This window comes from Bradyrhizobium sp. USDA 4461, from assembly GCF_054055655.1.
Genome location: NZ_JBSRXM010000001.1, coordinates 6,983,322 through 7,008,163, shown reverse-complemented (window position 1 = coordinate 7,008,163; position 24,842 = coordinate 6,983,322). Strand labels below are relative to the sequence as shown.

Below are 24,842 nucleotides of genomic sequence, written 5' to 3'. Positions count from 1 at the left end.
TTACCGTGACCGAAGGCGCATCCACTCCGTCCTACCCCCTATCGTCCCGCAACCGGGTCAAGCGCAGGCATGACCGCGGCTTCTACGACCACGCCACCGTGCACAAGATCCTGGACGCCTCGATGCTGTGCCACGTCTCCTATGTGATCGACGGCCAGCCCTACTGCACGCCGACCTTCTTCTGGCGCGAGGGCACCAGGCTCTATTGGCACGGCTCGAGCGCAAGCCGCATGCTGGAGAACCAGTCGGAGGGGCAGCGCGTCTGCCTGACGGTCGCGCATCTCGACAGCCTGGTGCTGGCGCGCTGCGGCTTCAACCATTCGGCCGACTATCGCGCGGTGATGGCGTTCGGCTCCGCCTATCTCGTGACCGATCCCGCGGAGAAGGAGCGGGCCATCGTCGCGATGGTCGACCGCTTCTTCCCCGACCGCACCGCGGGCCTGCGCGCCAGCAGCACGCAGGAGATCAAGGCGACCTCGTTCATCGCGATGGAGATCGAGGAGGCTTCGGCCAAGGTTCGCGCCAAGGGCGTCGCCGACGACGACGAGGACTACGAGCTGCCGATCTATGCCGAGCGCATTCCGGTGCGCACCGTGCTCGGCGCGCCCGAGCCGTGCCCGCGGCTGCTCGACGGCGTGACGCGGCCTGCGACGCTCGATGGCTATTCGGAAGGCCGTCTCCTCGAAGATGCATTGCGGGATGCCTATTTTGCGCAATACCCCGCCGGGTGAAATCGGGCTACGCTGCGGCTCCCGCTTTTTTCTGATATCCCCCATGGAGCCAAAGCATGACTGCCGAGACGCCACAACGAATCCTTGCCGCCGTTGACGAAGGATTCGATGCGCAGCTTGCGACGACGCAGGCCTTTGTCGCGATCCCCTCGACCCGCGGTGCCGAGGGGCCGTGCCAGGACATGATCGGCGACCTCTTGCGCGAGCGCGGTTATGAGGTCGACGACTGGCACATCAATCTCGACGATCTCAGGGATCTGCGCGGCTTCGGCCCGATCGAGCATGATTTCTCCAGGGCGCGCACGGTGGTCGGCACTTACCGTCCGGCGACCAATGCCGGCAAATCGCTGATCCTGCAGGGCCACTGCGACGTGGTGCCGACCGGTCCGCTGGAGATGTGGGAGACGCCGCCGTTCTCGCCCGTGATCAAGGACGGCAAGATGTACGGCCGCGGCGCCTGCGACATGAAGTCCGGCACCATCGCCGCGCTTTATGCGCTCGATGCGATCAGGAAGGCCGGCCTCAAGCCAACGGCACGGATTCATTTCCAGTCCGTGATCGAGGAGGAGAGCACCGGCGTCGGCGCGCTCTCGACCTTGCAGCGCGGCTATCGCGCCGATGCCTGCTTCATTCCGGAGCCGACCAACGGCAAGATGATCCGCTCGCAGGTCGGCGTGATCTGGTTCCGTCTGAAGGTGCGCGGCTTCCCGGTGCATGTGTTCGAGGCCGGTGCGGGCGCGAACGCGATCATGGCGGCGTATCACCTGGTGCACGCGCTGGAGAAGCTCGAGATCGCCTGGAACGAGCGCGCCAAGGCCGACCGCCATTTCAAGGACGTCAATCATCCGATCAACTTCAATCCCGGCATCATCAAGGGCGGCGACTGGGCCTCCAGCGTGCCGGCCTGGTGCGACGTCGATTGCCGCATCGCGGTGTTGCCGGGCTGGTCGATCGCCGAGTGCCAGAAGGAGATTCTGGCCTGCGTGTCGGCGGCGGCGCGCGACCATCGCTTCCTGTCCAACAATCCGCCGCAGGTGGAATGGTCGGGCTTCCTGTCGGAAGGCTATGAACTGGTGAACTCCGAGGCGCCGGAAGCCGCCTTCGCCAAGGCGCATCAGGCGGTCTATGGCGGCGCGGTGGAAGATCGCGCCTTCACCGCACTGACCGATACGCGCTTCTACGGGCTGAACCACGACATCCCGAGCCTCTGCTTCGGCGCCAGCGGCGCGGCGATGCACGGCTTCAATGAATATGTCGAGCTGGACTCGCTGCGGAAGGCGACCAAGGCCATGGCGCTGTTCGTCGCGGAATGGTGCGGGGTGGAGAAGGGCTAGCTTCGTTCTCTCCCTGTCATTGCGAGCGAAGCGAAGCAATCCATTTCACCACATACAGAGACATGGATTGCTTCGTCGCTTCGCTCCTCGCAATGACGGCGGTTGGATTCATGCGCGCTCCGCCCACAACGCCTTCACGAACGTCATGGTCGCCATTACCTCGGACGTCATTGCCGGGCTCGGCCGGGCACTCCATCATGCCGGTACCAATCTCGAAGAAGGCCACGAAGCAGGGAGTGTCCATGACGCCGCTCGAAAAGATCCAGTCGATGAAGATGCCGTTTGCGGAGTTGAAGGGCGTCAGCTTCATCGAGGCCAGCCAGGATCGCGTGGTCGCGAAGATGCTGGTGCGGCCGGAGCTCTGCACGCTCCATCACACCATCCACGGCGGGGCGGTGATGGCCTTCGCGGATTCGGTCGGGGCCGCCGCCACCGTGATCAATCTGCCTGAGGACGCCAAGGGCACCACGACGCTGGAGAGCAAGACCAATTTCATCGGCGGGGCCAAGGAGGGAGCGACCGTGATCGCGACGGCAACGCCGGTGCATCGGGGGCGGCGGACCCAGGTTTGGCAGACCAGGCTGGAGACCGAGGATGGCAAGCTGGTCGCCGTGGTCACTCAGACGCAATTGGTATTATGATGAGGCAATGATGTGATTTTACGATCACATCATTGTTTACTTAAATGAATCTAGAGACTTGAATTATATGCTGCGACGCACAATATAGGGCCTGCTAGGGACTCGACGCCTCCTCGAGGGCTACCAAGAGGAGTTATGAAATGAACTATGATTCCATCCGTGCGACGGCTGCCACGGGCACCGTGCGGACGTTGAGCCAGCAGGAGGAACTTCCTCTGCTGCGCGATCACCTGCTGCGACTGGACCGTACCAGCCGCCATGATCGTTTTCATGGCTTCATCGACGACAGCTTCATCCGCCGCTATGCCGAGCGTTGCGCCAACGACGGCACGGTGATCATCGCCTATTTCGAGGACGGGGTCGTCCGCGGTGCGGCCGAGCTGCATCCGCCGGAGCAATCTCCGGATGCGCAGCCCGAGATCGCCTTCAGCGTGGAGCGGTCGGCCCGCCGCAAGGGCGTCGGCAGCACGCTGTTCCGCAAGCTGATCGCCGAGGCCCATGCCAAAGGCTATGAGAGCCTGCGCATCACCACCGGCGCGCAGAACGATGCGATGCGTGCGCTTGCCATCAAGTTCGGTGCGCAGCTGACCTTCCGTCACGGCGAGTCCACCGGCAGCATCGATCTGACCGAGCAGCGCCAGGCTGAACCGGCGCCGGCCGCTGCACCGGTGACACCGGTCGAGGCCGCCCGCGCGATCGTCGACATGAACCGCGCCTATTGGCGCATGGTGATGCAGATGTCCGGCTGGGGCCGGGCCGCCTGAGTACATGCTTCACATCAAATGCAAAAAGGGCAATCCGCTCAGCGGATTGCCCTTTTTCTTTGAGCTAACGGATGTTGTTTCTCAGGTGCCGGTGCGCTTGGCGGGCGCGAGACGGCGAACCACGCGGCGCTCGACCACGACAGAGCGCTGCGCGCCCTGTTCGCCGGCGATCACGCGGGTCGCGGTGCCGGTGCGGGCGCTGACGCGCGCGGTCTTCTTCACCTCGGCCAGCACGTCGTCATAGGGCAGGCCCATCAGGGACGATGCGATCTCGGCCTGGGCCTTCACGTCATCGGTGATGCCGATGGCCGCGAAGATTGCCTCCTCCAGCGTCGGCGGATCGTGCCGCACGCGCCTCGTGCCGTATTTGGTGTTCCAGTCTCCGCTCATCGCCGCCTCATCCTTGAATCGCGGGAGATACGTAAGGCGCCCAATGTTGCATTGCAATATGAATGTGGGATGGCAATCCAGCCATGCAGCTAGAGTCTCTCAATCTTGTGAGTGTCATAAAGTTCGATGGTGGTCGCGGCCGCCGCGAGAGATTGCAGCGATCGGACAAAATCGCGTGACGCGGGCACCGCGAAGTGCGCCGCCAGCGCGGCCCGGTCGGCCCATTGCTCGAAAAACACCAGCCTGAGCGGGTTCTCGCAGTCGACATGGACCGCGTGCGAGATGCAGCCGGGCTCGGTGCGCGAGCGATGGACGTGTGCGAGGCTCAGCCGTCGCACCTCGTCGAACGTCTCGGGGCGGGCGGTGATGTTGCCGGTGACGACGATCATGATCTCCCCCAGTCGGTTACGGGGCGGCTTCGGCCCCTGATGCAGTGATCGGCTGCTGCGGCCAGCGCTTCAGCGCGGCCCGGCCGGCATCGGTCAGCACATAGATGCCGCGCTCGGCACGGTCGAACCAGCCATAGACATTGTGCTGCAGGATCTTGCCGGCGTCGGGAATATCCGTGCGCAGGTCCCGCACCCGGCGCGGGCCGCCCGACATCGCAGAGGCGCAGGCCAGCGCCTGCTGGCGGTAGGCGGTCATGATCGGCGCACGGGTCGAGCCACCCATGGCCGGATCGCCCTTGCGCTTGCGGTGCTCGGCGATCAGGCGCGAGCGCTTCTTCGGATTGCGCCGGATCGCCGTGGTCGGCGGCGGCACCAGCACCTCGACGTCGCCGCGGTCGGTGACCCCGAGCATGCCGAAGCCGAGCCGCCGGCACAGATTGCGATAGCGCGCGTCGCTCTCGCGGCCCTTGCCGCGGGCCGACACCTTGGCCGCGATCCAGACCTCGTCGGCGGCCGCAGCGCGATCGACCGCCTGCAGGATCAGTTCGAGATTGAAGGCGAGTTTCAGTTCACCGATCACGACGATGGGCGGATCGTCGCCGCTCAGCGCCACGAGGTCGCAGCCGCCGATCTCGCCCTTGACCGCGAAGCCGAGCTTTTCCAGGAAGTGCTTGACGGGCAGATAAAGCGCGGTTTCCAACGGTAAGGGCTCCGGCGGCCGATCTGGCCGCGACTCAATTCGCAGCAGCATAGCCCGGATCGACCGCTGCCGACGTGGACGGAATTTGCTCAGATCGTGCCCGAGCGGCTATTGTGAGGCCGGGACAACGGCGTGACCACATCATGATCCGGAACGGGCTCTATCACATCACCGTCGAATTTCTCGACGGCGTCTCTGGCGGCAACCAGGGCGTCATGGTGCTGCGCGACGGCCAGATGCGCGGCGGCGACTCGTTCTTCTTCGCCCATGGCAGCTACACCGCGGCCGATGGCAAGTGGAAGGGCGAGGTCACCAACGAGGAGCATTCGCCGACCTATGGCGAGCGCCCGGTGTGGGAACGCAAGGTGGTCACCATCGGCTTCACCGGCACCTATACTGACCAGACCGCCGAGGGCGACGGCATGGCACTCGCCGGCAAGCAGAGTATCCGCTTCAGGTCGAAACTGCGGCTGCTGGTTGCGGATTGAGGCGCGGTGCTGGCCGGTCTCGCCGGCGTCAGCTGATCAGGCGATCTGCGTGGGAGCCGATCCAGAACCAAAGATATCCTTCGCCTGTTTCGACGGCGAGCGCGCGATAGCGCATGCCGACCCGAACCGACCAAAATCGCCCGACCTTCTTGAACTGGAGAGATGGATGGCGAGGATTGCGCTTCAATAGCGCAAAGTTCGCGTCGGCGAGCTCCCGGATATGAACAGGCAATTGCTGGTAGGCAGCCCAAAATTTGGGGGAGGCCGCGTGCTTCACAAGTCGCGCGACTGCCCGGCGCGATGCGCTGCCAGGGCTTCGTCCGCCAAGGCGTCGAGTTTCCCGGCCTTTGCGTCTCGTTCGATCGCTGCATCGAAGCGCTCCGCATCGAACGCTTCAAACCAGGCACGAAAACGGGCCAGTTCGCGAGGAGGAAGCTGTTCGACGGCCTTTTCGATATCTTCCGCAGTAGTCATGACCAACATATGGCATCGGCCAGATCGAGCGGAAAGGCGTCGCGATGAAGCCGAGCGCCTAAACCCGCCCGTTGACCGGCAGCAGCGCGCCGGTGACGGCGCTGGCGGCATCGCTGGCGAGGAACAGGATCACCTCGGCGAGTTCCTTTGGCGTCACCCATTTGGAGATATCGCCCTTCGGCATCGCGGCGCGATTGGCCGCGGTGTCGATGATCGAGGGCAGCACGGCGTTGACCGTGACCTTGCCCTTGAGCTCCGCGGCGAGCGACTCGGTGAGACGATGCACGCCGGCCTTCGAGGCGGCGTAGGGGCCCATGCCGGAGGCGGCCTGCAACGCGCCGAGCGCGCCGATATTGACGATGCGCCCGGCGCCGGACCTGACGAGATGCGGGATGGCGGCGCGCGACGTGTTGAAGGCGGTCATCACGTTCATCGCATGCATGCGCTGCCAGGTCGCGGGATCGCCGTCGCTCACCGCTTCGAAGGTGAAACCGCCGGCGATGTTGATCAGCCCGTCGAGCCGGCCGAAATGCGCGGCCGCCTTGTCGATTGCGGCCGCGGCCTGCGCCGTGTCGGTCAGATCGATACCGCCAAGCTCGATACGCTCGGCGGTCGCCGCAAGCGTTGACGCCGCATGATCGATGCCGGCGACGCGCGCGCCGCGCGCCAGCGCTTCCTCGGCGACCACTTTGCCAAGCGCGCCGAGGGCGCCGGTGATGACGATGGCTTTTCCGTTCATGGCGGGTCTCCGTACGCACGAGCTGGCTGAGTGCTCACTATGATCAGGCGGAATTCATTTGCAATGCCGCCAAATTCGTCTCCCACTGCGCGCATTGATAATTTCGTTCACCTCAAGGGTGTTTGCGATGCCGACACTGAGGCCCTGCGAATCCCATCTCGACATCGTCAAGTTCAGCTATCCGATGCCGCATTTCGCGGAAGCGCTCCGGCATCAGCGCAAGATCAAGGTGGTGGCGCTGGGATCATCGTCAACGGCGGGCGCCGACAATGTCCTGCCGTTCCCGCCGCGGCTCGAAATGCTGCTGCGGCAACGCTTCTTCGGCCGGATGATCGACGTGATCAATCGCGGGGTCGGCGGCCAGGAAGCACCGGAAGAGTATTCGCGCATCGAGTCCGATGTGACCGCCGAGGCGCCGGTGCTGGTGATCTGGCAGGTCGGTACCAACGCGGTCTACAAGAGCTACAATCCGGCCGAGGTGCGCGCCACGCTGGAGGCAGGTCTCGACGTGCTCGCCGCGCTGCCGCTCGACGTGATCGTGATGGATTCCCAGTACACGCAGGCGATCGTCGGGACGCAAGCTGCGCTCAATCTCGCCAACGTGATCATGCCTGTCATCGCGGAGGTCACCGCGAGCCGCAAGGTGAATCTGTTCAGCCGCTTCATGCTGATGAAGCGCTGGGTTGATGACGGCATTCCGCTTGGCGAGCTCGACGACGGCGGGCAGCTTCACACCAGCGAATGGGCGACCAATTGCGTGACCCAGTCGCTGTTCGCCGCGATCGACGAGGCCTTGAAGCCGGAAGCGATCACGTCGGGCTGATTGCGTGACGTCCGACTACGTAAGACTACGGGGTAGGGGCGGTTGCGTAAAATTTGCGGCAGTTCTGTAAGTCGTTTGCAGAAACCTGTCCCTTAGAAGCGGACCTCCAGCCAAGGTAGGGGTTATGCGAATGGGAAATCTTCCGGACCACGGTTTACCGCTCGTTCAGCTTAAGGAGCAGCGGCGCGATCTCGTGGTGGCACTGCAGAATCGCAAGGGGCCAGTGGGCAGCTGGGAATTGATGCAGATCGCAGCGATCCAGCAGGCGATCTCGGCATTCGAGGATGTGATTGCCGACCTCGATGCGGAGCTCGAGCTCGAGGCCGCGGCGGCCTGAGCCGATTGAACCGATCAAGTGATCTGATCAGGGTGATCTGATCAGGCTTGCAGATAGCGGTCTTCAAGCGCCTTGCGCTCGGCCCGGCCGAGCCCGAGGCCTTCACGGAAATAACCGTCGAGGCTGCCATAGTCGGCATCGATCGCCTCGAACGCCGCCTCCAGAAATGCCGCGCGCACGGTGCCGAGCACCTGCTTGACGTCGTCGGGCAGCTCGGTGCTGTGGGCCGGATCGCGTTTGTAGTACTGATTGGTCAAGAGATAGTCGTCCGCGATCACCTGCTCGGACACGCCGAGCGCGTGCAGGATCAGCGCGCAGGCAAAGCCGGTGCGATCCTTGCCCGCGGTGCAATGGATCACCAGCGGCGCGCGATCCTCGAGCAGATGGGCGAACAGCGTGCGATAGCGCGCCGTTTTGTCCTGCACGTAGCCGCGATAGGATTCCCGCATCACGTCGATCGCATCGGCTTCGGACAGTGCACGGTTGCCGGCGATCGCGCGCAGCGCGGCCACCACCGTCGGCTCGACGGGGAGCGAATGCACGGTCACCTCGCTCATGCCGCACAGCGCCTCGGCGCGCTCGGCGACGCCGCGGAAATCGAATGCGCTCCTGACCCCGAGGGAGCGCACCACGGCGACGTCCTGCTCGGTGAGATGCGCAAGATGGTTCGAGCGGAAGATCTGCCGCCAGCGCACCGTCCGGCCGTCGCGCGTCTGGTAGCCGCCGAGGTCGCGGAAATTGCTGGCGCCGGCGAGGTTGAGGTGACGGGCAGGGGCTTCGGACATCGGGCGGGCCTGTTGCAGCTGTTGGGATCCTGGCTCAACCTTGGGCGCAGGAATGACGGCGCAGACTGGTCTATAACGGGCCTCTCGGGGGGAGAATATGACTTATCGCGGAGGCGCCATTCTGGCCGGCGCATTTGTTCTCGCAATTCTTGGTTCCTCGGCGGCATCGGCGCAGTCCGCCTTCCGGAATTATCATTGTGCCGACGGCACGCAGTTCATTGCGGCGTTCTTCAACAACGATACCCGCGCGCATCTGCAGCTCGACGGCAAGGCGGTGACATTGACGAAGCGGCTGTCGCTGACGGGCGTGCGCTACAAGGGCGGCGGCGTCACGCTCGAGTTCACGCGGGCCGGGCTGACCAGACTCCGGCATGCGAGGAGGCCGGTGACGGCCTGCGAGCTGGCATGAAACAGGCTGGCATGAAAAAGGGCCGAAACGCTGTGTTCCGACCCCTCTCTATTGTCTTGATGCTGTCTGACGTTTTTGCGTCACGCCTCGCCGCCGCACTGACATCAGTGATCGCGGCTCGGCTTGGCGTCGTCGATAGCGGCCTGATGGTACCAGCTCTCGCTGCAGGCTGAGGTCTCGACCTCAGCGAGTTCGCGCGCTGACCGCATGTCGCCGTAGCGGCGTCCGCCGACAGCCGCGCGGCCCCCTGCCGGGAATTGATAGATCGTCGCCGATCCCTGGATTGGCCCTTGGTTTTGGCCCGTCGTGATCATGTCAAAGTCTCCTTTGGCCGGAGCGAGCCTCCATGGTGCGCCCGACTCATTCGCGTGTGGTTACCGTGATTTTGATATCGGCCCGAGCTCGGTCGCGTGCAAGTTGACCAAGAAATAGTCATTATCTGTCTAATTCGTGTGCAAACCCAGGTTTGCCTCCTGCGGGGCAGGATGCAGCTGACCAACGCTTGAGCCGTGACGATGGTTGCTGGGCGCCCGGCGGTCGGACACGAACTGTCACACAGCCCTGCCGCCGCATTAATCGGCTGATGCGGGCGTAGCCGAATTTGCTGCAGAAACGGGCGGCGGCGGGGGCGGAGAGAAGATTTTGGCTGACCGCGGCGCATGCCAGCCGCGCTGCTATGTCGCAGCTAAAAATGCGAGGTCCGCTGTGGACAGCGGCGAACGGGACGGGTGCCGCAGTGCAGCGACTGGCATTTTAATTGCTTAGTAAGAGCCGGCCGATGGTGGCCGGGTACGCGTGCGGCGACCGACTGGCTTTCGGTTCCTCACGGTTTTGCATCATCAACAGAGAGGTTCAATGACCAAGTACAAGCTCGAGTATATCTGGCTCGACGGATATACGCCGACGCCGAGCCTGCGCGGCAAGACGCAGATCAAGGAATTCGCGTCGTTCCCGACCCTCGAACAGCTTCCGCTGTGGGGCTTTGACGGTTCGTCCACCCAGCAGGCTGAAGGCCACAGCTCTGACTGCGTGCTGAAGCCGGTCGCCTGCTATCCCGACGGTGCGCGCGAGAACGGCGTGCTGGTGATGTGCGAAGTCATGATGCCCGATGGCAAGACGCCGCATGTCTCGAACAAGCGCGCGACCATTCTGGACGACGAAGGCGCCTGGTTCGGGTTCGAGCAGGAATACTTCTTCTACAAGGACGGCCGTCCGCTCGGCTTCCCGGAGCAGGGTTATCCGGCTCCGCAGGGCCCGTACTACACCGGCGTCGGTTACAAGAACGTCGGCAGCGTTGCCCGCAAGATCGTTGAAGAGCATCTCAATTTGTGCCTGCACGCCGGCATCAACCACGAAGGCATCAACGCCGAGGTGGCGAAGGGCCAGTGGGAATTCCAGATCTTCGGCAAGGGCTCCAAGACCGCCGCTGACCAGATGTGGATGGCTCGCTATCTGATGCTGCGTCTCACCGAGAGCTACGGCATCGACATCGAATTCCACTGCAAGCCGCTCGGCGATACCGACTGGAACGGCTCGGGCATGCACGCCAACTTCTCGACCAAGTACATGCGCGAAGTCGGCGGCAAGGAGTATTTCGAGAGCCTGATGAAGGCCTTCGACAAGAACCTGATGGACCACATCGCGGTCTACGGCCCGGACAACGACAAGCGTCTGACCGGCAAGCACGAGACCGCGCCGTGGAACAAGTTCAGCTACGGCGTGGCTGATCGTGGCGCCTCGATCCGCGTGCCGCACTCCTTCGTCAACAATGGCTACAAGGGCTATCTGGAAGACCGCCGCCCGAATTCCCAGGGCGACCCCTACCAGATCGCTTCGCAGATCCTGAAGACCATCTCCGAGGTGCCGACCGGCGCCAAGGCTGCTGCGTAAATGACTGCGGCTTAATGGCCGCGGCGTAAGCCGCGATCAGACCCGGATGGAGCCATCCGGTACCGCTATGGGGTCCGCCAGGGCGACAGCTTTGGCGGACCTTTGCGTTTGACGACAGGGTTTGCAGGCGGTGTTCCGCCGAAAGCGGTTTCGCCGCGTTATGAACCGCGCTAGATAACGATTGGATATTGGCTGCCGGGGACGCGGCGCTTGTTTGAGGGGTTCTACAAGGTCCGGTTCGAGCTGGGCGGCGCCGTCGGCCGCAGCGTGATGTATGTCGGCAACGGCAAGCTGCTCGGCGGCAATTCGGCGTTCGCCCATATCGGCACCTACGCAAGGGACGGCGACGAGGTCGCAGTCGAGATCCAGACCGTTCGCCACAATCCGGATCCGAACTACCGCGCGATGGCCGGTACCGATGACGCGACGCTGATCGCCAAGGGCCGTCCGGACGGCGAGCTCTATCGTTTCAAGGGCGAGCTCAAGGAGTTGCCCGGCGTGCCGTTCCAGTCGGTGATGACGCCGATCACCGAGGCCGACATCCCGATCGCCGGCGGTGTCGGCGACGGCGGCATCGTCAACGGGCTCTATTCGATCCACATTCGCGTGCTCGATGGGATCGACGGCGGCCTCACCGGCGTGATGCTGCTCAACGACGGCCGCATCCTCGGCGGCGACGCGTTCTTCTACTATCTCGGCAGCTACACCTCCGAGAAGGGCCGCTGGATGGGCCAGATCCTCAATCAGGAGCACACCTCGGCGATGGGCGAGAACCCGGTCTTCGGCGGCCATGAGGTCGGCATCGGTTTTTCCGGCACATGCGACGCGGAGGGCGCGGTGCTCGAAGCGACCGCACTGGCCGGCAAGCGCAGCCTGCGCCTCACCGCCGCGCTCAAGCTGATGCGGCGGGCGTAAGCGATGGACAATTCGGTTCGCGTGCTCTCGACGCTGGCGCTGAAGGGCGCGGTCGCGCGCCTTGCCGAGGCCTATCTGGCAGCGAGCGGGGTGCGGATCGATGCCGATTTCGCGCCGACGCTGGCGCTGCTCGACCGCCTGCGCGGCGGCGAGGGTGCCGATCTCGTGATCCTGACCCGCGAGGGTCTGATTGAGATGATCGGCGAGGGCCGCATCGCGCGGGACAGCGCGGTCGACCTCGCGCGCTCCAATGTCGGAGTTGCGGTGAAGGCGGGTGTCGCGCATCCCGACATCGCGACCGAGGCCGCGCTGCGTGCGGCGCTGCTCGGCGCGCGGGCGGTCGCCTATTCGCGGCTTGGTGCCAGCGGGATCCTGTTCGCGCGGCTGATCGAGCGTCTCGGCATTGCGGAGGCGATCAACGCCCGCGCAGTGATCATTCCGATGGGCTTCACCGCCGAGAAGCTCGTCAGCGGCGAGGCGGATCTTGCGATCCAGCAGATTAGCGAGTTGAAACAGGTGGGCGGTATCGAGGTCGTCGGGCCCATCCCGCGGAGTTTGCAGACGCCGGCGGTTTTCTCCGCAGGCCGCATCGCGGCCGCGCAGCGTGCAGAGGCCGCCGATCAACTGCTGCGCTATCTGTCGTCGGCGGATGTTGCGCCGGTGCTGCGCGAGACCGGGCTTGAGCCTTGAATTTGCCCGCACCGCGACGCAACCTGCCGCCCATGTTCAGACCTCTCCAAGCCATTGCCGTCGTCGCTGCGCTGGCGGTTCCGGCGCTCGCCCACGCGCAATCGGCCGACCTCGTGCTGTGCGACCGGCTCGCCGCCGATCCCTCCGATCCCGACAAGCCGGCCGATGTGAAGGGCGTCGGCGACATCGCATCGGCCGACATCGCGACTGCGATCAAGTATTGCGCGGTGGCGGCAAAATCGTCGCGCCGCGCGATGTACGAACTCGGCCGCGCCTATGCCGCCAACCGGCAGACGGCGGAAGCGGCAACCGCCTGGCGCAAGGCGGCCGACAAGGGCTCAACGTCGGCGATGGTCGAGCTCGGCGTGCTCTATGGCAACGGCACCGGCGTCGCCAAGGACGAAGCGCAGGCGCGAAAACTGTTCGAGCGCGCGGCGCAGGCCGGCAATGCGCGCGGCGTCAGCAATCTTGCGGCGCTCGGCGGCAGCGCGGCATCCGATCCGGCGCGTGCGCGCGAACTGCTCGCCAAATCGGCCGAGACCAATGCCGAGGCGCAGTACCAGCTCGGCATGATGCTCGCCGAAGGCAGGGGCGGTGCGCAGGACGATACCGGCGCGCGGGCGCTGTTCGAAAAGGCCGCGGCGCAGAACCATCCGGGCGCGCTGGAGCGGATGGGCGCGTTCGCGCAGGCCGGACGCGGCGGGCCGAAGGACAGCGATGCCGCAAAAGCCTATTACGAGCGGGCGGCGGCGCTCGGCGACGAGGACGCCAAGAAGGCGCTGGAGCGCGCCCGCTGTCCCTATGTGATCAAGGACAAGCGCGGCAACGCCGTGACCAATCTCTGCTTCTAGGAACGCTCGCGCGCGCGTCTCGTTGATATGCGAAACGCATTGGCGAGGCGATGTCATGATCCGCAAGCTGCGTTCCGGCGAGTACCGGCTGTATTCCCGCAAGGTCAATCCGAAGACCGGCAAGCGCCGCAATCTCGGCACCTTCAAGTCACGCGCGGCGGCTGAGAAGCACGAGCGCGACGTGCAGTATTTCAAGCGACACTAGAGCTTCGGTCCTCAGAACCGAAGCTCTAGCCTTTTTTTGACGCGTTTTCTTCACGCGAACCGGCGTCCGCTTCGCTCGAAAACGCTATGGTCTCTTCGCGCTAGGGCGGCGGGCACGTTGCGCCCGTCTTGACCCAGGCCTCGACCAGCGCGCCGGCCTGCGCCTGCGTGCCCGGTGCGGGCGAGCGGCCGAAGCCGGGATGCCAGGCCCAGCCCACCAGCGTGTCCTTGCCGATATGCTCGATCAGCTCCTCGACCTTGCGGCCGCCATTGCGCGCGGGGTCGCGGATCTGGGCGCAAATCTCGCCGACGGTCTTGCCGGCCCATGCCATCTCGCGTGGTGCCAGGTGCCATTCCGGGTGACCAGGCACGCGGCCGGGATCGAAATTGGCATGCTGGTGGCAGATCGAGCAGCGCATCGCGTCCTTGCCGTGGCCATCGGCGCCGCGGGTGACCGGCGGCTGGTGCATGCGGCTGATGTCGCCCTGCCGCGGGCTGTCGCCGGCCGGATGGCAATTGGTGCAGCGCGGATGGGTCAACACCTTGCCGAGCTCGGTGAAGATCGCAGCCGAGCGCTGCTCGACGTTCTCGATGCCGGCAAAGCTTTCCGGCGAGGCGAGGGCGTGGCTCGCGCTCTCCGATGCCGCATAACCTGCGCACAGGCTGGTCGCGAGCGCCGTCGCGACTGCAACGATCCGAAACCGCGTGTCCGGTGGCATCGCGCGCAGGCTCATTTGTTGGCGGTCAGATAGCGGTTGGAATCGGCGAGGATCACGTCGCGCACCGCCTGGTGATACTTGATGTAGCCGGTGCAGCGGCACAGATGACCATCGAGCGCGTCCGCAATCACGGTCTCGAGCTGGTCGCGTGCGACCGGCGTCTTCGCCAGCCGTTCGAGCAGCACTTGGCCCTCGTTGAGGAAACCGGCCGTGCAATAGCCGCACTGGAACGCGAAGTGGTCGATGAAGGCGCGCTGCAACGCCGAGAGCTCGCCGTCCCTGGCGTGACCCTCGACGGTGCGGATCGTCATGCCGTCGAAATTCGCCGCCGGCACCACGCAGGTCGGGCTGGTGATGCTGGTGCCGTCGGGGTTATCGATGATGATCGCGCAACTCAGGCATTGCGCGGCGCCGCAGCCGAACTTGGTTCCGGTCATCCCGAGCATTTCGCGCAGGAAGTCGTTCATCGAGAGGTCGTCGCGGACCTCGATCGGACCGTGCTTCTGGCCGTTGATGGTGAGGTTGAGCGTGGTCACGCAAGCGCTCCCTTGAGCAGGGCTGATGTCACCGGCAACGAGCGGAAGCGATGGCCGGTGGCGTCGTTGATGGTGTTGAGCAGCGCCGGCACGATCGGGATCATCACCACCTCGGCCATGCCCTTCGGCGGCTCGTCCGGCGTCAGCGGCGGCAGCATCTCGATCTCGAGATCGTGCAGCGGCAGATCGGAGCCGCGCGCGATCAGGTACTGGCCGAGATTCCATTGCCCGTTGCCGGGCCCGCCTTCGAACGGCGGCAGGGTTTCGAGCAGCGCGTAGCCGACGCCCATCGCGAACCCGCCATGCGACTGGCCGAGCACCACTTCGGGCACCAGCGCCTGGCCGCATTCGAACACGCTGTAGGCCTTGGCGATGCGCAAGGTGCCGGTCGCACGCTCGATCTCGACACGCACCAGCGTGCCGCACATCGAGGTATAGGCGGTGCCGATCCGGTTGTTGTCGGTCGGCGGAAACTTGACGCTGACACGGTCGATCCGCTCGAACCGACCGCGGCCGCGGCGGATCGCCAGCGCATCGATCTCGGCGCGATACTGCTCGCCGAACAACGGGAAGCGGGCGCGCGACCAGGCCCAGCGCGAGAAGCTGTGCGCGATTGCGCCGGTGACGAAGCCGCGCGCATGTGCGGCCGCGGCGAGCTGCGGCAAGGGCAGCGGCGCGAGATCGTCGAGCACGAGCTGGCCGTCCTGCCAGCGCGCCTTGTCCCACTGCCGGGCGCGCGGATCGGCCTTACCGATGTGCCAGAGCTCGAGCGCGGCCGGCCACAGGCCGAAGCGGAAGATCACGCGCGCCGCCTCGGCCGCCGAATGCGTCCCAACATGGGCGCCGATCGAAGCGCTGGTGGCCGAGCTGATCGCGGGTACCCAGCGCGGGTTCTTCTCGGCTGTGTCCTGGGTCTTCTGATCCATCGTGTAGGGATCGCCCGAGGTGACGAGCCCGAGCGCATCATAGCTGTCGACCCGGGAGACGGCGACCTCGTCGGCCACGCCGCCGAGATGGCCGGCGACCCGGTTCGCCAGCGCGGTGCCGACACCATTGCCCATCTCGACATGATCGCAATGGATCGCGATCCGCCCCTCCGGATCGATCTCGACCCGGCCGAGCGAGCAATCCGCGCCCGAACCGTAATCCTTGGTGACGCAGGCAACCCCGGTGCCGATCAGGCGTCCTTCCGGCGCGTTCTGCTTGGCTGCGGCGCGTTGCTGCCAGATCGGATGCGTCTCGAGCTTGTCGAGGATGTCAGGCGTGCGCACCGACACGATGTAGGGATTGCCGGTCATGGTCCGGCCGTTCTGTTTCAGCGCGTTGTTGCGCCGGAACGCGATCGGATCGACCTTCAGCTCGCTCGCGGCCTCGTCGATCAGGACTTCGAGCGCGGTCATGGTCTGCAGCGTGCCGTAGCCGCGCATCGAGCCTGCGGTGATACCGCGCGAATGCAGCGCCACGGTGGTGACGTCGACCTTCGGGATATCGTAGATGCCGATCGCGGCGGTCGCGGCCACGACCGCGACATTGGCGGAAAAGTTGGCGAGCCCGCCGCCGTCGAGCACATGGTCGGCGGCAAATGCGGTGATCTTGCCGCTCTTGCGATCGATCCCGATCCGCGAGCGCATCTTGATCGGGTGGCGTTTGATGCCGCCCTGGAATTGCTGGTAGCGGTCGTGCGCCAGCCGCACCGGCCGTCCCGGAAAGAACATCGCCGCCAGCGCGACGTAAAGCACGAACGGCGTATGGTCGCGGCCGCCGAAGCCGCCGCCGACATGGGCGAATTGCGCGTTGATGTGCGAGGGCCGGAACGGCGGGCGAGCCTTGCCGAGCAGATGAGCGATCGACTCGGTCGCCTCGTAGGGCGACTGCACGCCGAGCACCAGTTCGAGATTGCCGCTGGTCTCGCTGTACCAGGCGAGCCCGCTCTCCGGTTCGAGGAACATCGGATCGACCGACTGGGTCTCGAACTCGCGGTCGAGCACGAGCTGCGACGGATCGTCCCGGTCGAGCTGGGCGCGGATTTGTTCGCCATAGGTCGCGGCCTTGGCGTAGTCGGCCTTGGTCTCCGTGGCGAGCGGCAGCCAGACCGGCAGCGCCGCGTTCTGGATGCGGCTCGGCGACACCCAGCCGGCTTGGATCGGCGAGTAGATATCGGGCGCATCGGGTGTCGCGCCGGCGACGCGCGTGAAGCGATACGCGCCAAAGTTCGGCAGGACGACCGGGCCGGTCTCGTCGCCGAACTTGACGAAGCCGACATCGCGCAGCGCGAGGCGCGCGCGGTCGAAGGCGTCGAACTGCTCGAAGATCAACAGCGCGACCGGCTGCCCGAGATAGATCGGCGTCTTGCCGAGCGGGCAGAACAGATCGCCGGCGTGGAACTCCGGCACCCGCGCGCCGATCCGGTCGAGATCGGCTGCGGTGACGACGACCGAGGGCTTCGCCGGACCATCGAGACGGGCGAGGTCCATGCCGGCATAGACATGCGTGGCATCATTGGCGCGGACCAGGATGGCGTGCGAGGTGGTCGCGGGCCAGCCCGGCATGTCGGCGGCACGAAAGTCTGACGCGTAGAGTTTTGCGCCGGTGACCTTCGCCACGCCGTCGACGCGGCCGGCGCCCTTGGCCGCCGGGTTGAACTGGCCGCGCCCGGGCAGCGTCTCGCGGCAGGCGAAAGCCGGTTCCTTGGCAAGCGCCAGATGCGACAGGCTGACCGTGATGCCGCCTGCCGACAACCACTTCACGAATTCGCGTCGCGAAGGCCGCATGGTCTGATCTTTCATCGACATCTGAACGGCATATCGCGCCGGGGTTTAACGATTGGTGCAATACACGCGAAAGTATTGCGGCAAAGCGAGCGCAACTGCAACGCCGCAATAGGTCGTAGCCTTCTCACTCGTCGCCTTGGCCTCACTTGAGGTCGGCGATGGTGGCCGGTCCCGGACCCGGCGTGACCAGCGTCGGCCATTGCTTGGAGCCGAACGGCACCAGCGGGGGCAGGAAGGTCGTCATGCCGCGCTTCTTGGTCTCGGCGATGATCGCCTCGCGCGCATCGCCCCCCATCAATTCATAGTCCATCAGATGGTAGCTGCCGAAGAACAGCGCACCGACCGAACGGTCGGCGATGATCCGGGTCAGCGATTCCAGCATGTCCGACGGCGTGGTGGTGAAGGAGATCGTCTCGATCAGCATCAGGCGGCTGTTGATGGCGTCAGGCCCGAAGAACTGCGCCAGTACGCTGAAGATCACGTTGTTCTGCCGCGCCACATAGATCGTGTTGCTCGCGCCGTAGGTCTTGTCCCAGTCGGCGCCGAGCTGGCTCTTCCAGTCGGCCATGACCGTCATCCAGTGCGCGACCTGGGTCTGCGCGGCCCAGGCGACGTTCTTGGCGAGCAGTGGCGCCTGCTTCTTGCCGAACGCCTCGAGCGTCGCGAAGGGGATCGCGCCGGCGGTGAGGCATTCGTCCATGAAGGCGAGGTTGTTCTTGAGGATGGCGCGGTTGTTGTCGCGCCAATCCGCCTGCATCGGCGTGGCATCGAGCCCGTCGAGCGCCGACTGCATCCGGCTGCGATAGGCCTGCATCGATCCGCGCCACGCCTTGTCGTCGGGATTGTCGACATAGGGGCCGACCACTTCGGCCAGCGCCATCGTGCTGTGGCCGACCGACTTGAGCAGCTGATAGACGATCGGCACCTGCGGCGCCTCGGTCGGCGGCTTGCCCGGCCGGTACAGGATCAGGCGGCCGCCGGCGCCGGAGAACAGGCCGAGGATCACCGGATGCTTGTCGAGGATGTTCTTCTGGAAGATGCGCGCCGCATCGCCATAGAGCTCGAACATGCCGGTGTTGAGCGCGAGCACGTCCTTGGTCGCGACGTCGGCCGGCGTCGATGAAGTCTTGCCCGAGATCGGTGCCATGTAGTCGGGCAGCGACTGGGCGAGGGCGGCATCGCCGCTGCCCAGTAGTACCACCAATGCAGCGACCAAACGGAAACGATGAGTCATGTTATGCTCCTCGCAGCCGCCGACCCACGCCGAAGTCCGCGATGCGGCCCCCTCGACGCTGGCGGGATGCGCAATTGTTTTTGACGCAAATGAACTGGGATGGTCGATCCCGCAGGCCGCAACACGACGAGGGCGGGTGCTTACAGCTAAGCGACGAATCGGCGGGTGTCCACACCCGAAGACTACGCGGGTGGTTGCGTCATAACGTCATTCGGCGCTGGATTCAGCGGCGCTTTCTCATTCAGGGAATCATTCGCGTCGGCCGGCTTGCCGATGGCCTCAATCCTTGATCAGGAGCACGCCGCCGATGATCAGCGCGATGCCGGCCAGCCGCGAGATCGACACCGGATGCTGGGCCAGCCCGAACATCCCAAAATGGTCCATCGCGATGCCAGCGATCATCTGGCCCGCGACCACCAGCGCCAGCAGCGTCGCGGCGCCGAGCGACGGCAGCAGCAGGATCATCAGGAGGATGAAGACGCCGCCGAGGATGCCGCCGCTCCAGGCCCACCACGGCACAGCCGAGACCAGCTTCCAGGACGGCACCGGCTCGCGCGTTGCGACCAGCACGACCGCCATCGTCGCGAGCCCGCCGAGATAGCTCACGAGCCCGGCCCAGGCCGGCGAGTTCAGGGCGGACCTGAGATTGCCGTTCAGGACCTGTTGAACGGCCACGGCAATGCCGGCACCGAGCGCGAGGAGATAGAGGAACCAGACTTGCATGTGACGCCCCAAATCGATCGCCGAAGGATTTCCTTGTCATATTCGATCGGCAACGATCGTGGCATGCATTGGCGCGCGGCGCGCAACCCGCGGAATGGGCTTCCACCCGCGTCCGAGATCGAATAAGAGGCCGCAACCCCTAATTCCCCAGTATTTGAGCATGATCCGCCTCGATAACGTCTCCAAGCAAGTCGGCCACCAGATCCTTTTCATCGAAGCCTCCGCGGCGCTCCAGAGGGGCGAGAAGATCGGCCTGGTCGGGCCGAACGGCGCCGGCAAGACCACGCTGTTCCGCATGATCTCGGGTCGCGAAATCCCGGATGAAGGCCAGGTCTCGCTCGATCGCGGCATTTCGATCGGCTATTTCAGCCAGGATGTCGGCGAGATGAGCGGCCGCAGCGCGGTCGCCGAGGTGATGGACGGGGCAGGCCCGGTCAGCGTGGTCGCGGCCGAGCTCCGGGAACTCGAGGCCGCAATGGCCGACCCCGACAAGGCGGACGAGATGGACGACATCATCGCGCGCTATGGCGAGGTGCAGCACCAGTTCGAGGAGCTCGACGGCTACGCGCTCGACGGCCGCGCACGCGAGGCGCTGGCAGGCCTCGGCTTCAGCCAGGAGATGATGGACGGCGACGTCGGCAAGCTCTCCGGCGGCTGGAAGATGCGGGTGGCGCTGGCCCGCATTCTCCTGATGCGGCCCGACGTGATGCTGCTCGACGAGCCGAGCAACCATCTCGATCTCGAAAGCCTGATCTGGCTCGAGCAGTTCCTTAAGGGTTACGAGGGCGCGCTGCTGATGACCTCGCATGACCGCGAGTTCATCAACCGCATCATCAACAAGGTGGTCGAGATCGACGCCGGGCAGCTCACCACCTATTCCGGCAATTACGAATTCTATGAACAGCAGCGCGCGCTCTCCGACAAGCAGCAGCAGGCGCAGTTCGAGCGGCAGCAGGCGATGCTCGCCAAGGAGATCAAGTTCATCGAGCGCTTCAAGGCGCGCGCCTCGCACGCAGCCCAGGTGCAGAGCCGGGTCAAGAAGCTCGACAAGATCGAGCGGGTCGAGCCGCCGCGCCGGCGCCAGACCGTGGCGTTCGAATTCCAGCCGGCGCCGCGCTCCGGCGAGGACGTCGTCAGCCTGAAGAACGTCCACAAGGCCTATGGCAGCAAGCGGATCTATGACGGGCTCGACTTCATGATCCGTCGCAAGGAGCGCTGGTGCGTGATGGGCATCAACGGCGCCGGCAAGTCGACGCTGCTGAAGTTGGTCGCCGGTTCAACCGAGCCGGACGACGGCGCGGTCGCGATCGGCGGCAGCGTCAAGATGGGCTATTTCGCCCAGCATGCGATGGACCTGCTCGACGGCGAGCGCACCGTGTTCCAGTCGCTGGAGGACGCATTCCCGCAAGCCGGGCAGGGCTCGCTGCGCGCGCTTGCCGGCTGCTTCGGTTTCTCCGGTGACGATGTCGAGAAGAAGTGCCGGGTGCTGTCGGGCGGCGAGAAGGCACGGCTGGTGATGGCCAAGATGCTGTTCGATCCGCCGAACTTCCTGGTGCTGGACGAGCCGACCAACCATCTCGATCTCGCCACCAAGGAGATGCTCATCAACGCGCTTTCCGAGTTCGAAGGCACCATGCTGTTCGTCTCGCACGACCGGCATTTCCTCGCCGCGCTCTCCAACCGCGTGCTCGAGCTGACGCCCGATGGCATCCATCAATATGGCGGCGGCTACACCGAATACGTTGCGCGCACCGGCCAAGAAGCGCCGGGTTTGCGGAGCTAGCTCAAGCCCGCCACCGCGCGCAGAATGCCTCGACGTCGCCGGACTGAAACTCCGGCAGGCGCTCCCAAATGGTTTCCGGCGGCCAATTCCACCAGGCGATCTGCGACAGCTCGGCCGCGATCTTGCGGCTGAACCGCTCCTTGATCGGCCGGGCCGGGACGCCGCCGACGATGGTGTAGGGCGCGACATCGCGCGAGACCACCGCGCCGGCCGCCAGCACCGCGCCGTCGCCGACGGTGACGCCGGGCAGCACGATCACGCCATGGCCGATCCAGACGTCGTTGCCGATCACGGCGCGATCCGCGCGTCTGTTCTTGAAGAAGTCATGATCGCGCTCGGCGGCGTCGGTGTAATATTCCGGGCAATAGGTGAAGCGATGCTGGGACGGGCGCTCGAGCGGATGATTGGGCGCACCGATCCGGACCTGCGCCGCGATCGCGCAGAAGCGGCCGATCACGGCGTCGGCGACCATGCAGCCGCTGCCGAGATAGGAGTAATCGCCGAGCTCGCTGTATTCGATCGCGGTGTCGCCGAGCACTTCGCAGCAACGTCCGACCTTGACCTCCCGCAGCTTGACCGTCGTCTCGATGACGGTTTCGGCAATCTTGGGGCGGGAAGGTTTTGGTGCGGTCATGGCGTTGTCCTCGATAGGGCGAGCCGCTTCAGTCGCACGATTTTTGTTACGGTGAAATGACAGGAAAGGAGAACAGGCGCCCGCGGTCTAGTTTTTCAGGGTATCCGCCGCGACAATCGCCCGCACCATCGCGTCCTTCAGCGCCGCGCTGTTGGCGGGGTTCGATTGGCGCTTGCCGCCGGGGTCGTCGAAATCGCGCGATGGGGCATCGGCGCAGCATGGACGACATTTCGGATGAAATGCGGCATCGCCGTTTCTCGCCAGCAATGCAAAGCGGCATGGGGCGCTGCGTAGCGCTCGGCTTGTGGAGCCAAATACCGCCCGCTACGCTTCGGAAAAAAAGCGGGAGCGGAACGGCATGAAGCAGATCAGGATCGGCGACATCACGATCGACGCGGTGATCGAGCGCGAGGGGCCGTGGCGGCGGCCGCAGGATTTCTTCCCGACCTACGACGACGCCGTCTTCAAGCATCACCTCAAGACGATGGAGCCCGAGGTCTTCGACGCTGCGCGCGGCATGATGGTGATCACCTACCAGACCTTCGTGGTGCGGACCCCGCGCTATACCATCCTGGTCGACACCTGCACCGGCGAGGACAAGGGGCACCCGCCACCGTTCGACTTCCCGGGCAAGGAGCGTTGGCGCAACGAGCTGTTCGCGCTCGGCATCTCCTATGAGCAGATCGACTACGTGTTCTGCACCCATCTGCATATCGACCACACCGGCTGGAACACGACGCTGCGCGACGGGCGCTGGGCGCCGACCTTTCCGAACGCGAAATACGTTTTCCATAAAGGCGAGTACGCGGCCTGGGAGGCCGAGAATGCGAAAGGCGCCAATCCGCCCGGCACGGTGTTTCGCGACAATTGCCTGCCGATCGTCGAGGCGGGGCAGGCGCTGCTGGTCGACGACGACTACGCGCTCGACGACACCGTCACGCTGACGCCGACGCCGGGCCATTCGCCCTGCCACTGCTGCATCAACATTGTCTCGAAGGGGCAGCGCGCGGTGGTCGCCGGCGACCTGATGCATCACGCGATCCAGTGCCGCGAGCCGGAGTGGTCGGCTAAGCCGGATTGGGATCCGAAGCAGTCGGCACGGTCGCGTCGGAAATTCTTTGCCTCGGTCGCCGGGACCGATACGCTGATCCTGCCGATCCATTTTCCCGCTCCGACGGTCGGCCTGATCACGGCCGACGGCGATCGCTTCGACTATCGCTTCAAGCGGGAGTAGACGCGGGCGGCCGGGAGCCCAGGTGTTATCAGAACCGCGCCGTGCGGGCCCGGCGCGGGGCCTGGGTCAGAAAGCGCTCCAGATCGGCGCACAGGCGATGCGCGAGCTCCTCATCGATCGCGAAGGTCGAGGCGGTGCCGGCGCAGTCGATTTCGATGGTTCCGCGCAATGGCGCGGCGGAGGTGGTCGACACCTCGATGTCTGTCGCTCTCTGCACGGTCATCTCGTCAACCTTCCCTTCAGGCGGTGGCCGCCAATCCTCATCTGGGGATGACGGGGCGTCCCTTTCGCCGTCGTTCTTCGATGAATCTCACGCCGATCTCGGTGCCGTCGACACGAACCAGCTCGCAGCGCCGGAACGCCAGCCCCCGCGAGGACAGCACCAGAAAGAATTCCTGGGCCTTCAGCACGTCGAGTGTCCCCTCGACCTCGAGCCGGGCACCGCTCTGCGAGACGTCGAGCAGGATGCAGCTCCGCCGCCAGGTCCCGTCGACACCCATCAGATTGACGGGATGGCGCGTGTCGAGCTTGACGCGCTCCGCCCTGCGGTCGCCATATGTCATGCACACTCACACGGCCTGGGTGCGCTTCGTCGTCACCATGGCCCGCGCCTCCGCATCGTCGATCGTGGCTGGCGGGTTTGCGGAGGCGCGGGCCGCACCGGCAGCGTTGGCGGCGCGGATCGTGTCCCGAAGCTCGGGCCGCACGAGCTTGAGCAGCCGGGCCTGCCGGGGCGGCGTCGACCGCATCACGAGGTCGGCAAGGACGCGGTGAGGCAGGTCGCTGCGCGAGATCAACGCGTCTGCGATGTCGTCGTCGCGCTCGGCGGCATCGACCATCATGGCAAGGCCGGCGCTGGTCATATCCGCGCCGGGATTGCGCGCCAGCGCGCGAAGCACATTGCTGTCGCCGCGCATCAGCAGAATGTCCGCGAGCTCGGCGTTGACCTGCTTGCGGCCGGCGATCGCGCAGAGATGTCCTTCGGCCCGCATCCAGGCGATGTCGATCAAATCGGCATCCGGAATGCAGTCGCATTTTCTCAGGATCGGCGCGGCGACATCGGCGTCGTCATGGTTGGCCAGACGACGCGCCAGTTCGCACGGCACCAGGTGCAAGTCGGCAAGCGAGCGGCTGAGCGTGGTCAGGGTCCGCAACTCGACGTCGTCAGTCAGGCGGATCAGGATCCCGTCGAACATCTCGACCTGTTGCGCGCTGAGCCGATGAGCGTCGTCGAGAAAAAGCTTTGCCACCTCCTGTAGCATACGCGTGCGGAGATCGGGGGAGCCGGCCTTCAGGACGTGGTCGAGCTTGGCAATAAGTTCTGGCGAGGCAATGGCTGTCATTGCGGTACCTAAAATGTTCCGCGACGAGGAACGTCATTGTTCCCAAGGTCAATCTGCCCGCCGAATCTTTAATAGAGGTATAGAATTCGATGGGGAGGGCCACCCCGACGGTGGATGTCCCGGCAAACACTATCGAAATTCGGCAGCGGCGAACCTTTGCCTGATTGTCCGGCTGGGCGCATGACCCGCATTTTCCCTGATTGAATTTGTCGGACGATTCGCATCTGGTGCTTGGAATTCATCAATGAGCCCGGGCGCGAGGTGGGCGCGGCCGACAAATTTTGCAGAACAGTTCATTTGAAGACCAGTTC

The 24,842-nt window shown here is 65.0% G+C and carries 33 protein-coding genes; 15 read left to right on the top strand and 18 right to left on the bottom strand.

The annotated features are described in order from the left end of the window. Positions 1–5 precede the first annotated feature (5 nt). Together ACVINW_RS33060 and ACVINW_RS33055 are read left to right on the top strand one after the other, a co-directional pair. Positions 6–731: a pyridoxamine 5'-phosphate oxidase family protein gene (locus ACVINW_RS33060; protein ID WP_456755137.1), complete on the top strand. Its 726-nt coding sequence runs from the start codon at positions 6–8 to the stop codon at positions 729–731. A gap of 56 nt (positions 732–787) precedes the next feature. Continuing rightward, on the top strand, positions 788–2,065 hold the full coding sequence (locus ACVINW_RS33055) for an ArgE/DapE family deacylase (protein ID WP_456755136.1): 1,278 nt from the start codon (positions 788–790) through the stop codon (positions 2,063–2,065). Between the two features lie 16 nt (positions 2,066–2,081). On the opposite strand, the gene ACVINW_RS33050 is transcribed toward ACVINW_RS33055, so the two are convergent. Further along, positions 2,082–2,309 carry a hypothetical protein gene (locus tag ACVINW_RS33050; protein WP_456755135.1) on the bottom strand — a complete coding sequence of 76 codons (228 nt, stop codon included), beginning with the start codon at positions 2,307–2,309 and terminating at the stop codon, positions 2,082–2,084. Between ACVINW_RS33050 and ACVINW_RS33045 the strand changes: the two genes are divergently transcribed. Next, a complete protein-coding gene (locus ACVINW_RS33045; RefSeq protein WP_456755134.1) occupies positions 2,308–2,706 on the top strand; it encodes a PaaI family thioesterase in 399 nt (132 codons plus the stop codon). The two genes, ACVINW_RS33050 and ACVINW_RS33045, sit on opposite strands and share 2 nt — an antisense overlap. 140 nt (positions 2,707–2,846) lie before the next feature. Continuing rightward, positions 2,847–3,470, top strand: a complete 624-nt coding sequence (locus ACVINW_RS33040; RefSeq protein ID WP_456755133.1) for an N-acetyltransferase family protein — start codon at positions 2,847–2,849, stop codon at positions 3,468–3,470. Between the two features lie 81 nt (positions 3,471–3,551). On the opposite strand, the gene ACVINW_RS33035 is transcribed toward ACVINW_RS33040, so the two are convergent. The 3 genes from ACVINW_RS33035 to ACVINW_RS33025 form a co-directional block, all read right to left on the bottom strand. Continuing rightward, positions 3,552–3,860 carry a hypothetical protein gene (locus ACVINW_RS33035; RefSeq protein WP_456755132.1) on the bottom strand — a complete coding sequence of 103 codons (309 nt, stop codon included), beginning with the start codon at positions 3,858–3,860 and terminating at the stop codon, positions 3,552–3,554. An 89-nt stretch (positions 3,861–3,949) separates the two neighbouring features. Further along, positions 3,950–4,249 (bottom strand): putative quinol monooxygenase, encoded by a 300-nt coding sequence (locus ACVINW_RS33030; protein WP_456755131.1) that lies wholly within the window; start codon positions 4,247–4,249, stop codon positions 3,950–3,952. A 16-nt stretch (positions 4,250–4,265) separates the two neighbouring features. After that, complete coding sequence (locus ACVINW_RS33025) at positions 4,266–4,949, bottom strand: DUF2161 domain-containing phosphodiesterase (protein ID WP_456755130.1); 684 nt, start codon at positions 4,947–4,949, stop codon at positions 4,266–4,268. Positions 4,950–5,092: 143 nt separating this feature from the next. On the opposite strand from ACVINW_RS33025, the gene ACVINW_RS33020 reads away from it, so the two are divergent. Beyond that, the gene (locus tag ACVINW_RS33020; protein WP_050401415.1) at positions 5,093–5,437 is read left to right on the top strand and encodes a GrlR family regulatory protein; all 345 of its coding nucleotides are present in this window, start codon (positions 5,093–5,095) and stop codon (positions 5,435–5,437) included. A 28-nt stretch (positions 5,438–5,465) separates the two neighbouring features. Here the strand turns inward: ACVINW_RS33020 and ACVINW_RS33015 are convergent, their stop codons facing one another. From ACVINW_RS33015 to fabG, 3 genes are read right to left on the bottom strand one after another with little or no spacing between them, the layout of a single operon-like run. Next, complete coding sequence (locus tag ACVINW_RS33015) at positions 5,466–5,714, bottom strand: ParE family toxin-like protein (protein WP_456755129.1); 249 nt, start codon at positions 5,712–5,714, stop codon at positions 5,466–5,468. Next, the gene (locus ACVINW_RS33010) at positions 5,711–5,920 is read right to left on the bottom strand and encodes a hypothetical protein (RefSeq protein ID WP_456755128.1); all 210 of its coding nucleotides are present in this window, start codon (positions 5,918–5,920) and stop codon (positions 5,711–5,713) included. Before ACVINW_RS33010 ends, ACVINW_RS33015 begins: the two co-directional genes overlap by 4 nt. Positions 5,921–5,969: 49 nt before the next feature. After that, positions 5,970–6,650 carry a 3-oxoacyl-ACP reductase FabG gene (fabG, locus tag ACVINW_RS33005; RefSeq protein ID WP_456755127.1) on the bottom strand — a complete coding sequence of 227 codons (681 nt, stop codon included), beginning with the start codon at positions 6,648–6,650 and terminating at the stop codon, positions 5,970–5,972. Positions 6,651–6,777: 127 nt separating this feature from the next. Here fabG and ACVINW_RS33000 point away from each other — a divergent pair, with 127 nt between their 5' ends. Further along, a complete protein-coding gene (locus tag ACVINW_RS33000; RefSeq protein ID WP_456755126.1) occupies positions 6,778–7,473 on the top strand; it encodes an SGNH/GDSL hydrolase family protein in 696 nt (231 codons plus the stop codon). A 130-nt stretch (positions 7,474–7,603) separates the two neighbouring features. Then, a complete protein-coding gene (locus ACVINW_RS32995; protein WP_035634033.1) occupies positions 7,604–7,810 on the top strand; it encodes a hypothetical protein in 207 nt (68 codons plus the stop codon). Between the two features lie 41 nt (positions 7,811–7,851). On the opposite strand, the gene ACVINW_RS32990 is transcribed toward ACVINW_RS32995, so the two are convergent. Beyond that, a complete protein-coding gene (locus ACVINW_RS32990) occupies positions 7,852–8,595 on the bottom strand; it encodes a tyrosine-protein phosphatase (RefSeq protein ID WP_456755125.1) in 744 nt (247 codons plus the stop codon). 97 nt (positions 8,596–8,692) lie between these two features. Between ACVINW_RS32990 and ACVINW_RS32985 the strand changes: the two genes are divergently transcribed. Next, positions 8,693–9,004: an MliC family protein gene (locus ACVINW_RS32985; protein ID WP_456755124.1), complete on the top strand. Its 312-nt coding sequence runs from the start codon at positions 8,693–8,695 to the stop codon at positions 9,002–9,004. Between the two features lie 104 nt (positions 9,005–9,108). Here the strand turns inward: ACVINW_RS32985 and ACVINW_RS32980 are convergent, their stop codons facing one another. Beyond that, complete coding sequence (locus ACVINW_RS32980) at positions 9,109–9,318, bottom strand: DUF2735 domain-containing protein (RefSeq protein WP_456755123.1); 210 nt, start codon at positions 9,316–9,318, stop codon at positions 9,109–9,111. 541 nt (positions 9,319–9,859) lie between these two features. Here ACVINW_RS32980 and ACVINW_RS32975 point away from each other — a divergent pair. The 5 genes from ACVINW_RS32975 (at position 9,860) to ACVINW_RS32955 (ending at position 13,555) form a co-directional block, all read left to right on the top strand. Then, positions 9,860–10,894: a glutamine synthetase beta-grasp domain-containing protein gene (locus tag ACVINW_RS32975; RefSeq protein WP_456755122.1), complete on the top strand. Its 1,035-nt coding sequence runs from the start codon at positions 9,860–9,862 to the stop codon at positions 10,892–10,894. A 210-nt stretch (positions 10,895–11,104) separates the two neighbouring features. Then, positions 11,105–11,809, top strand: coding sequence for a GrlR family regulatory protein (locus ACVINW_RS32970; protein WP_456755121.1), 705 nt, complete (start codon positions 11,105–11,107; stop codon positions 11,807–11,809). Between the two features lie 3 nt (positions 11,810–11,812). After that, complete coding sequence (locus ACVINW_RS32965) at positions 11,813–12,499, top strand: substrate-binding domain-containing protein (RefSeq protein ID WP_456755120.1); 687 nt, start codon at positions 11,813–11,815, stop codon at positions 12,497–12,499. Positions 12,500–12,531: 32 nt separating this feature from the next. Next, positions 12,532–13,350, top strand: a complete 819-nt coding sequence (locus ACVINW_RS32960) for a tetratricopeptide repeat protein (protein ID WP_456755119.1) — start codon at positions 12,532–12,534, stop codon at positions 13,348–13,350. 55 nt (positions 13,351–13,405) lie between these two features. Next, positions 13,406–13,555 carry a hypothetical protein gene (locus tag ACVINW_RS32955; RefSeq protein ID WP_016843021.1) on the top strand — a complete coding sequence of 50 codons (150 nt, stop codon included), beginning with the start codon at positions 13,406–13,408 and terminating at the stop codon, positions 13,553–13,555. Between the two features lie 100 nt (positions 13,556–13,655). On the opposite strand, the gene ACVINW_RS32950 is transcribed toward ACVINW_RS32955, so the two are convergent. The 5 genes from ACVINW_RS32950 to ACVINW_RS32930 all read right to left on the bottom strand — a co-directional run bounded on the left by ACVINW_RS32950 (position 13,656) and on the right by ACVINW_RS32930 (position 19,537). Next, a complete protein-coding gene (locus ACVINW_RS32950; RefSeq protein ID WP_456755118.1) occupies positions 13,656–14,273 on the bottom strand; it encodes an Isoquinoline 1-oxidoreductase subunit in 618 nt (205 codons plus the stop codon). Positions 14,274–14,284: 11 nt separating this feature from the next. Further along, complete coding sequence (locus tag ACVINW_RS32945) at positions 14,285–14,809, bottom strand: (2Fe-2S)-binding protein (protein ID WP_456755117.1); 525 nt, start codon at positions 14,807–14,809, stop codon at positions 14,285–14,287. After that, positions 14,806–17,580 carry a xanthine dehydrogenase family protein molybdopterin-binding subunit gene (locus tag ACVINW_RS32940; RefSeq protein WP_456755116.1) on the bottom strand — a complete coding sequence of 925 codons (2,775 nt, stop codon included), beginning with the start codon at positions 17,578–17,580 and terminating at the stop codon, positions 14,806–14,808. Before ACVINW_RS32940 ends, ACVINW_RS32945 begins: the two co-directional genes overlap by 4 nt. 142 nt (positions 17,581–17,722) lie before the next feature. Next, complete coding sequence (locus tag ACVINW_RS32935) at positions 17,723–18,814, bottom strand: hypothetical protein (protein ID WP_456755115.1); 1,092 nt, start codon at positions 18,812–18,814, stop codon at positions 17,723–17,725. Between the two features lie 279 nt (positions 18,815–19,093). After that, the gene (locus ACVINW_RS32930) at positions 19,094–19,537 is read right to left on the bottom strand and encodes a DMT family transporter (protein ID WP_456755114.1); all 444 of its coding nucleotides are present in this window, start codon (positions 19,535–19,537) and stop codon (positions 19,094–19,096) included. 160 nt (positions 19,538–19,697) lie between these two features. Here ACVINW_RS32930 and ACVINW_RS32925 point away from each other — a divergent pair, with 160 nt between their 5' ends. Further along, the gene (locus tag ACVINW_RS32925; RefSeq protein WP_456755113.1) at positions 19,698–21,320 is read left to right on the top strand and encodes an ABC-F family ATP-binding cassette domain-containing protein; all 1,623 of its coding nucleotides are present in this window, start codon (positions 19,698–19,700) and stop codon (positions 21,318–21,320) included. Between the two features lies 1 nt (position 21,321). On the opposite strand, the gene ACVINW_RS32920 is transcribed toward ACVINW_RS32925, so the two are convergent. Next, complete coding sequence (locus ACVINW_RS32920; RefSeq protein ID WP_456755112.1) at positions 21,322–21,954, bottom strand: DapH/DapD/GlmU-related protein; 633 nt, start codon at positions 21,952–21,954, stop codon at positions 21,322–21,324. A 358-nt stretch (positions 21,955–22,312) separates the two neighbouring features. Here ACVINW_RS32920 and ACVINW_RS32915 point away from each other — a divergent pair, with 358 nt between their 5' ends. Then, entirely contained in the window at positions 22,313–23,188 is an 876-nt protein-coding gene (locus tag ACVINW_RS32915) for an MBL fold metallo-hydrolase (protein WP_456755111.1), read from the top strand. A gap of 28 nt (positions 23,189–23,216) precedes the next feature. On the opposite strand, the gene ACVINW_RS32910 is transcribed toward ACVINW_RS32915, so the two are convergent. Genes ACVINW_RS32910 through ACVINW_RS32900 form a run of 3 tightly spaced genes read right to left on the bottom strand, consistent with a single transcriptional unit; the run spans position 23,217 to position 24,531 of the window. Further along, a complete protein-coding gene (locus ACVINW_RS32910) occupies positions 23,217–23,411 on the bottom strand; it encodes a hypothetical protein (protein WP_456755110.1) in 195 nt (64 codons plus the stop codon). Positions 23,412–23,448: 37 nt separating this feature from the next. After that, positions 23,449–23,751, bottom strand: coding sequence for a PilZ domain-containing protein (locus ACVINW_RS32905; protein WP_456755109.1), 303 nt, complete (start codon positions 23,749–23,751; stop codon positions 23,449–23,451). A 6-nt stretch (positions 23,752–23,757) separates the two neighbouring features. Next, positions 23,758–24,531, bottom strand: a complete 774-nt coding sequence (locus tag ACVINW_RS32900) for a DUF2336 domain-containing protein (RefSeq protein WP_456755108.1) — start codon at positions 24,529–24,531, stop codon at positions 23,758–23,760. Positions 24,532–24,842 lie beyond the last annotated feature (311 nt).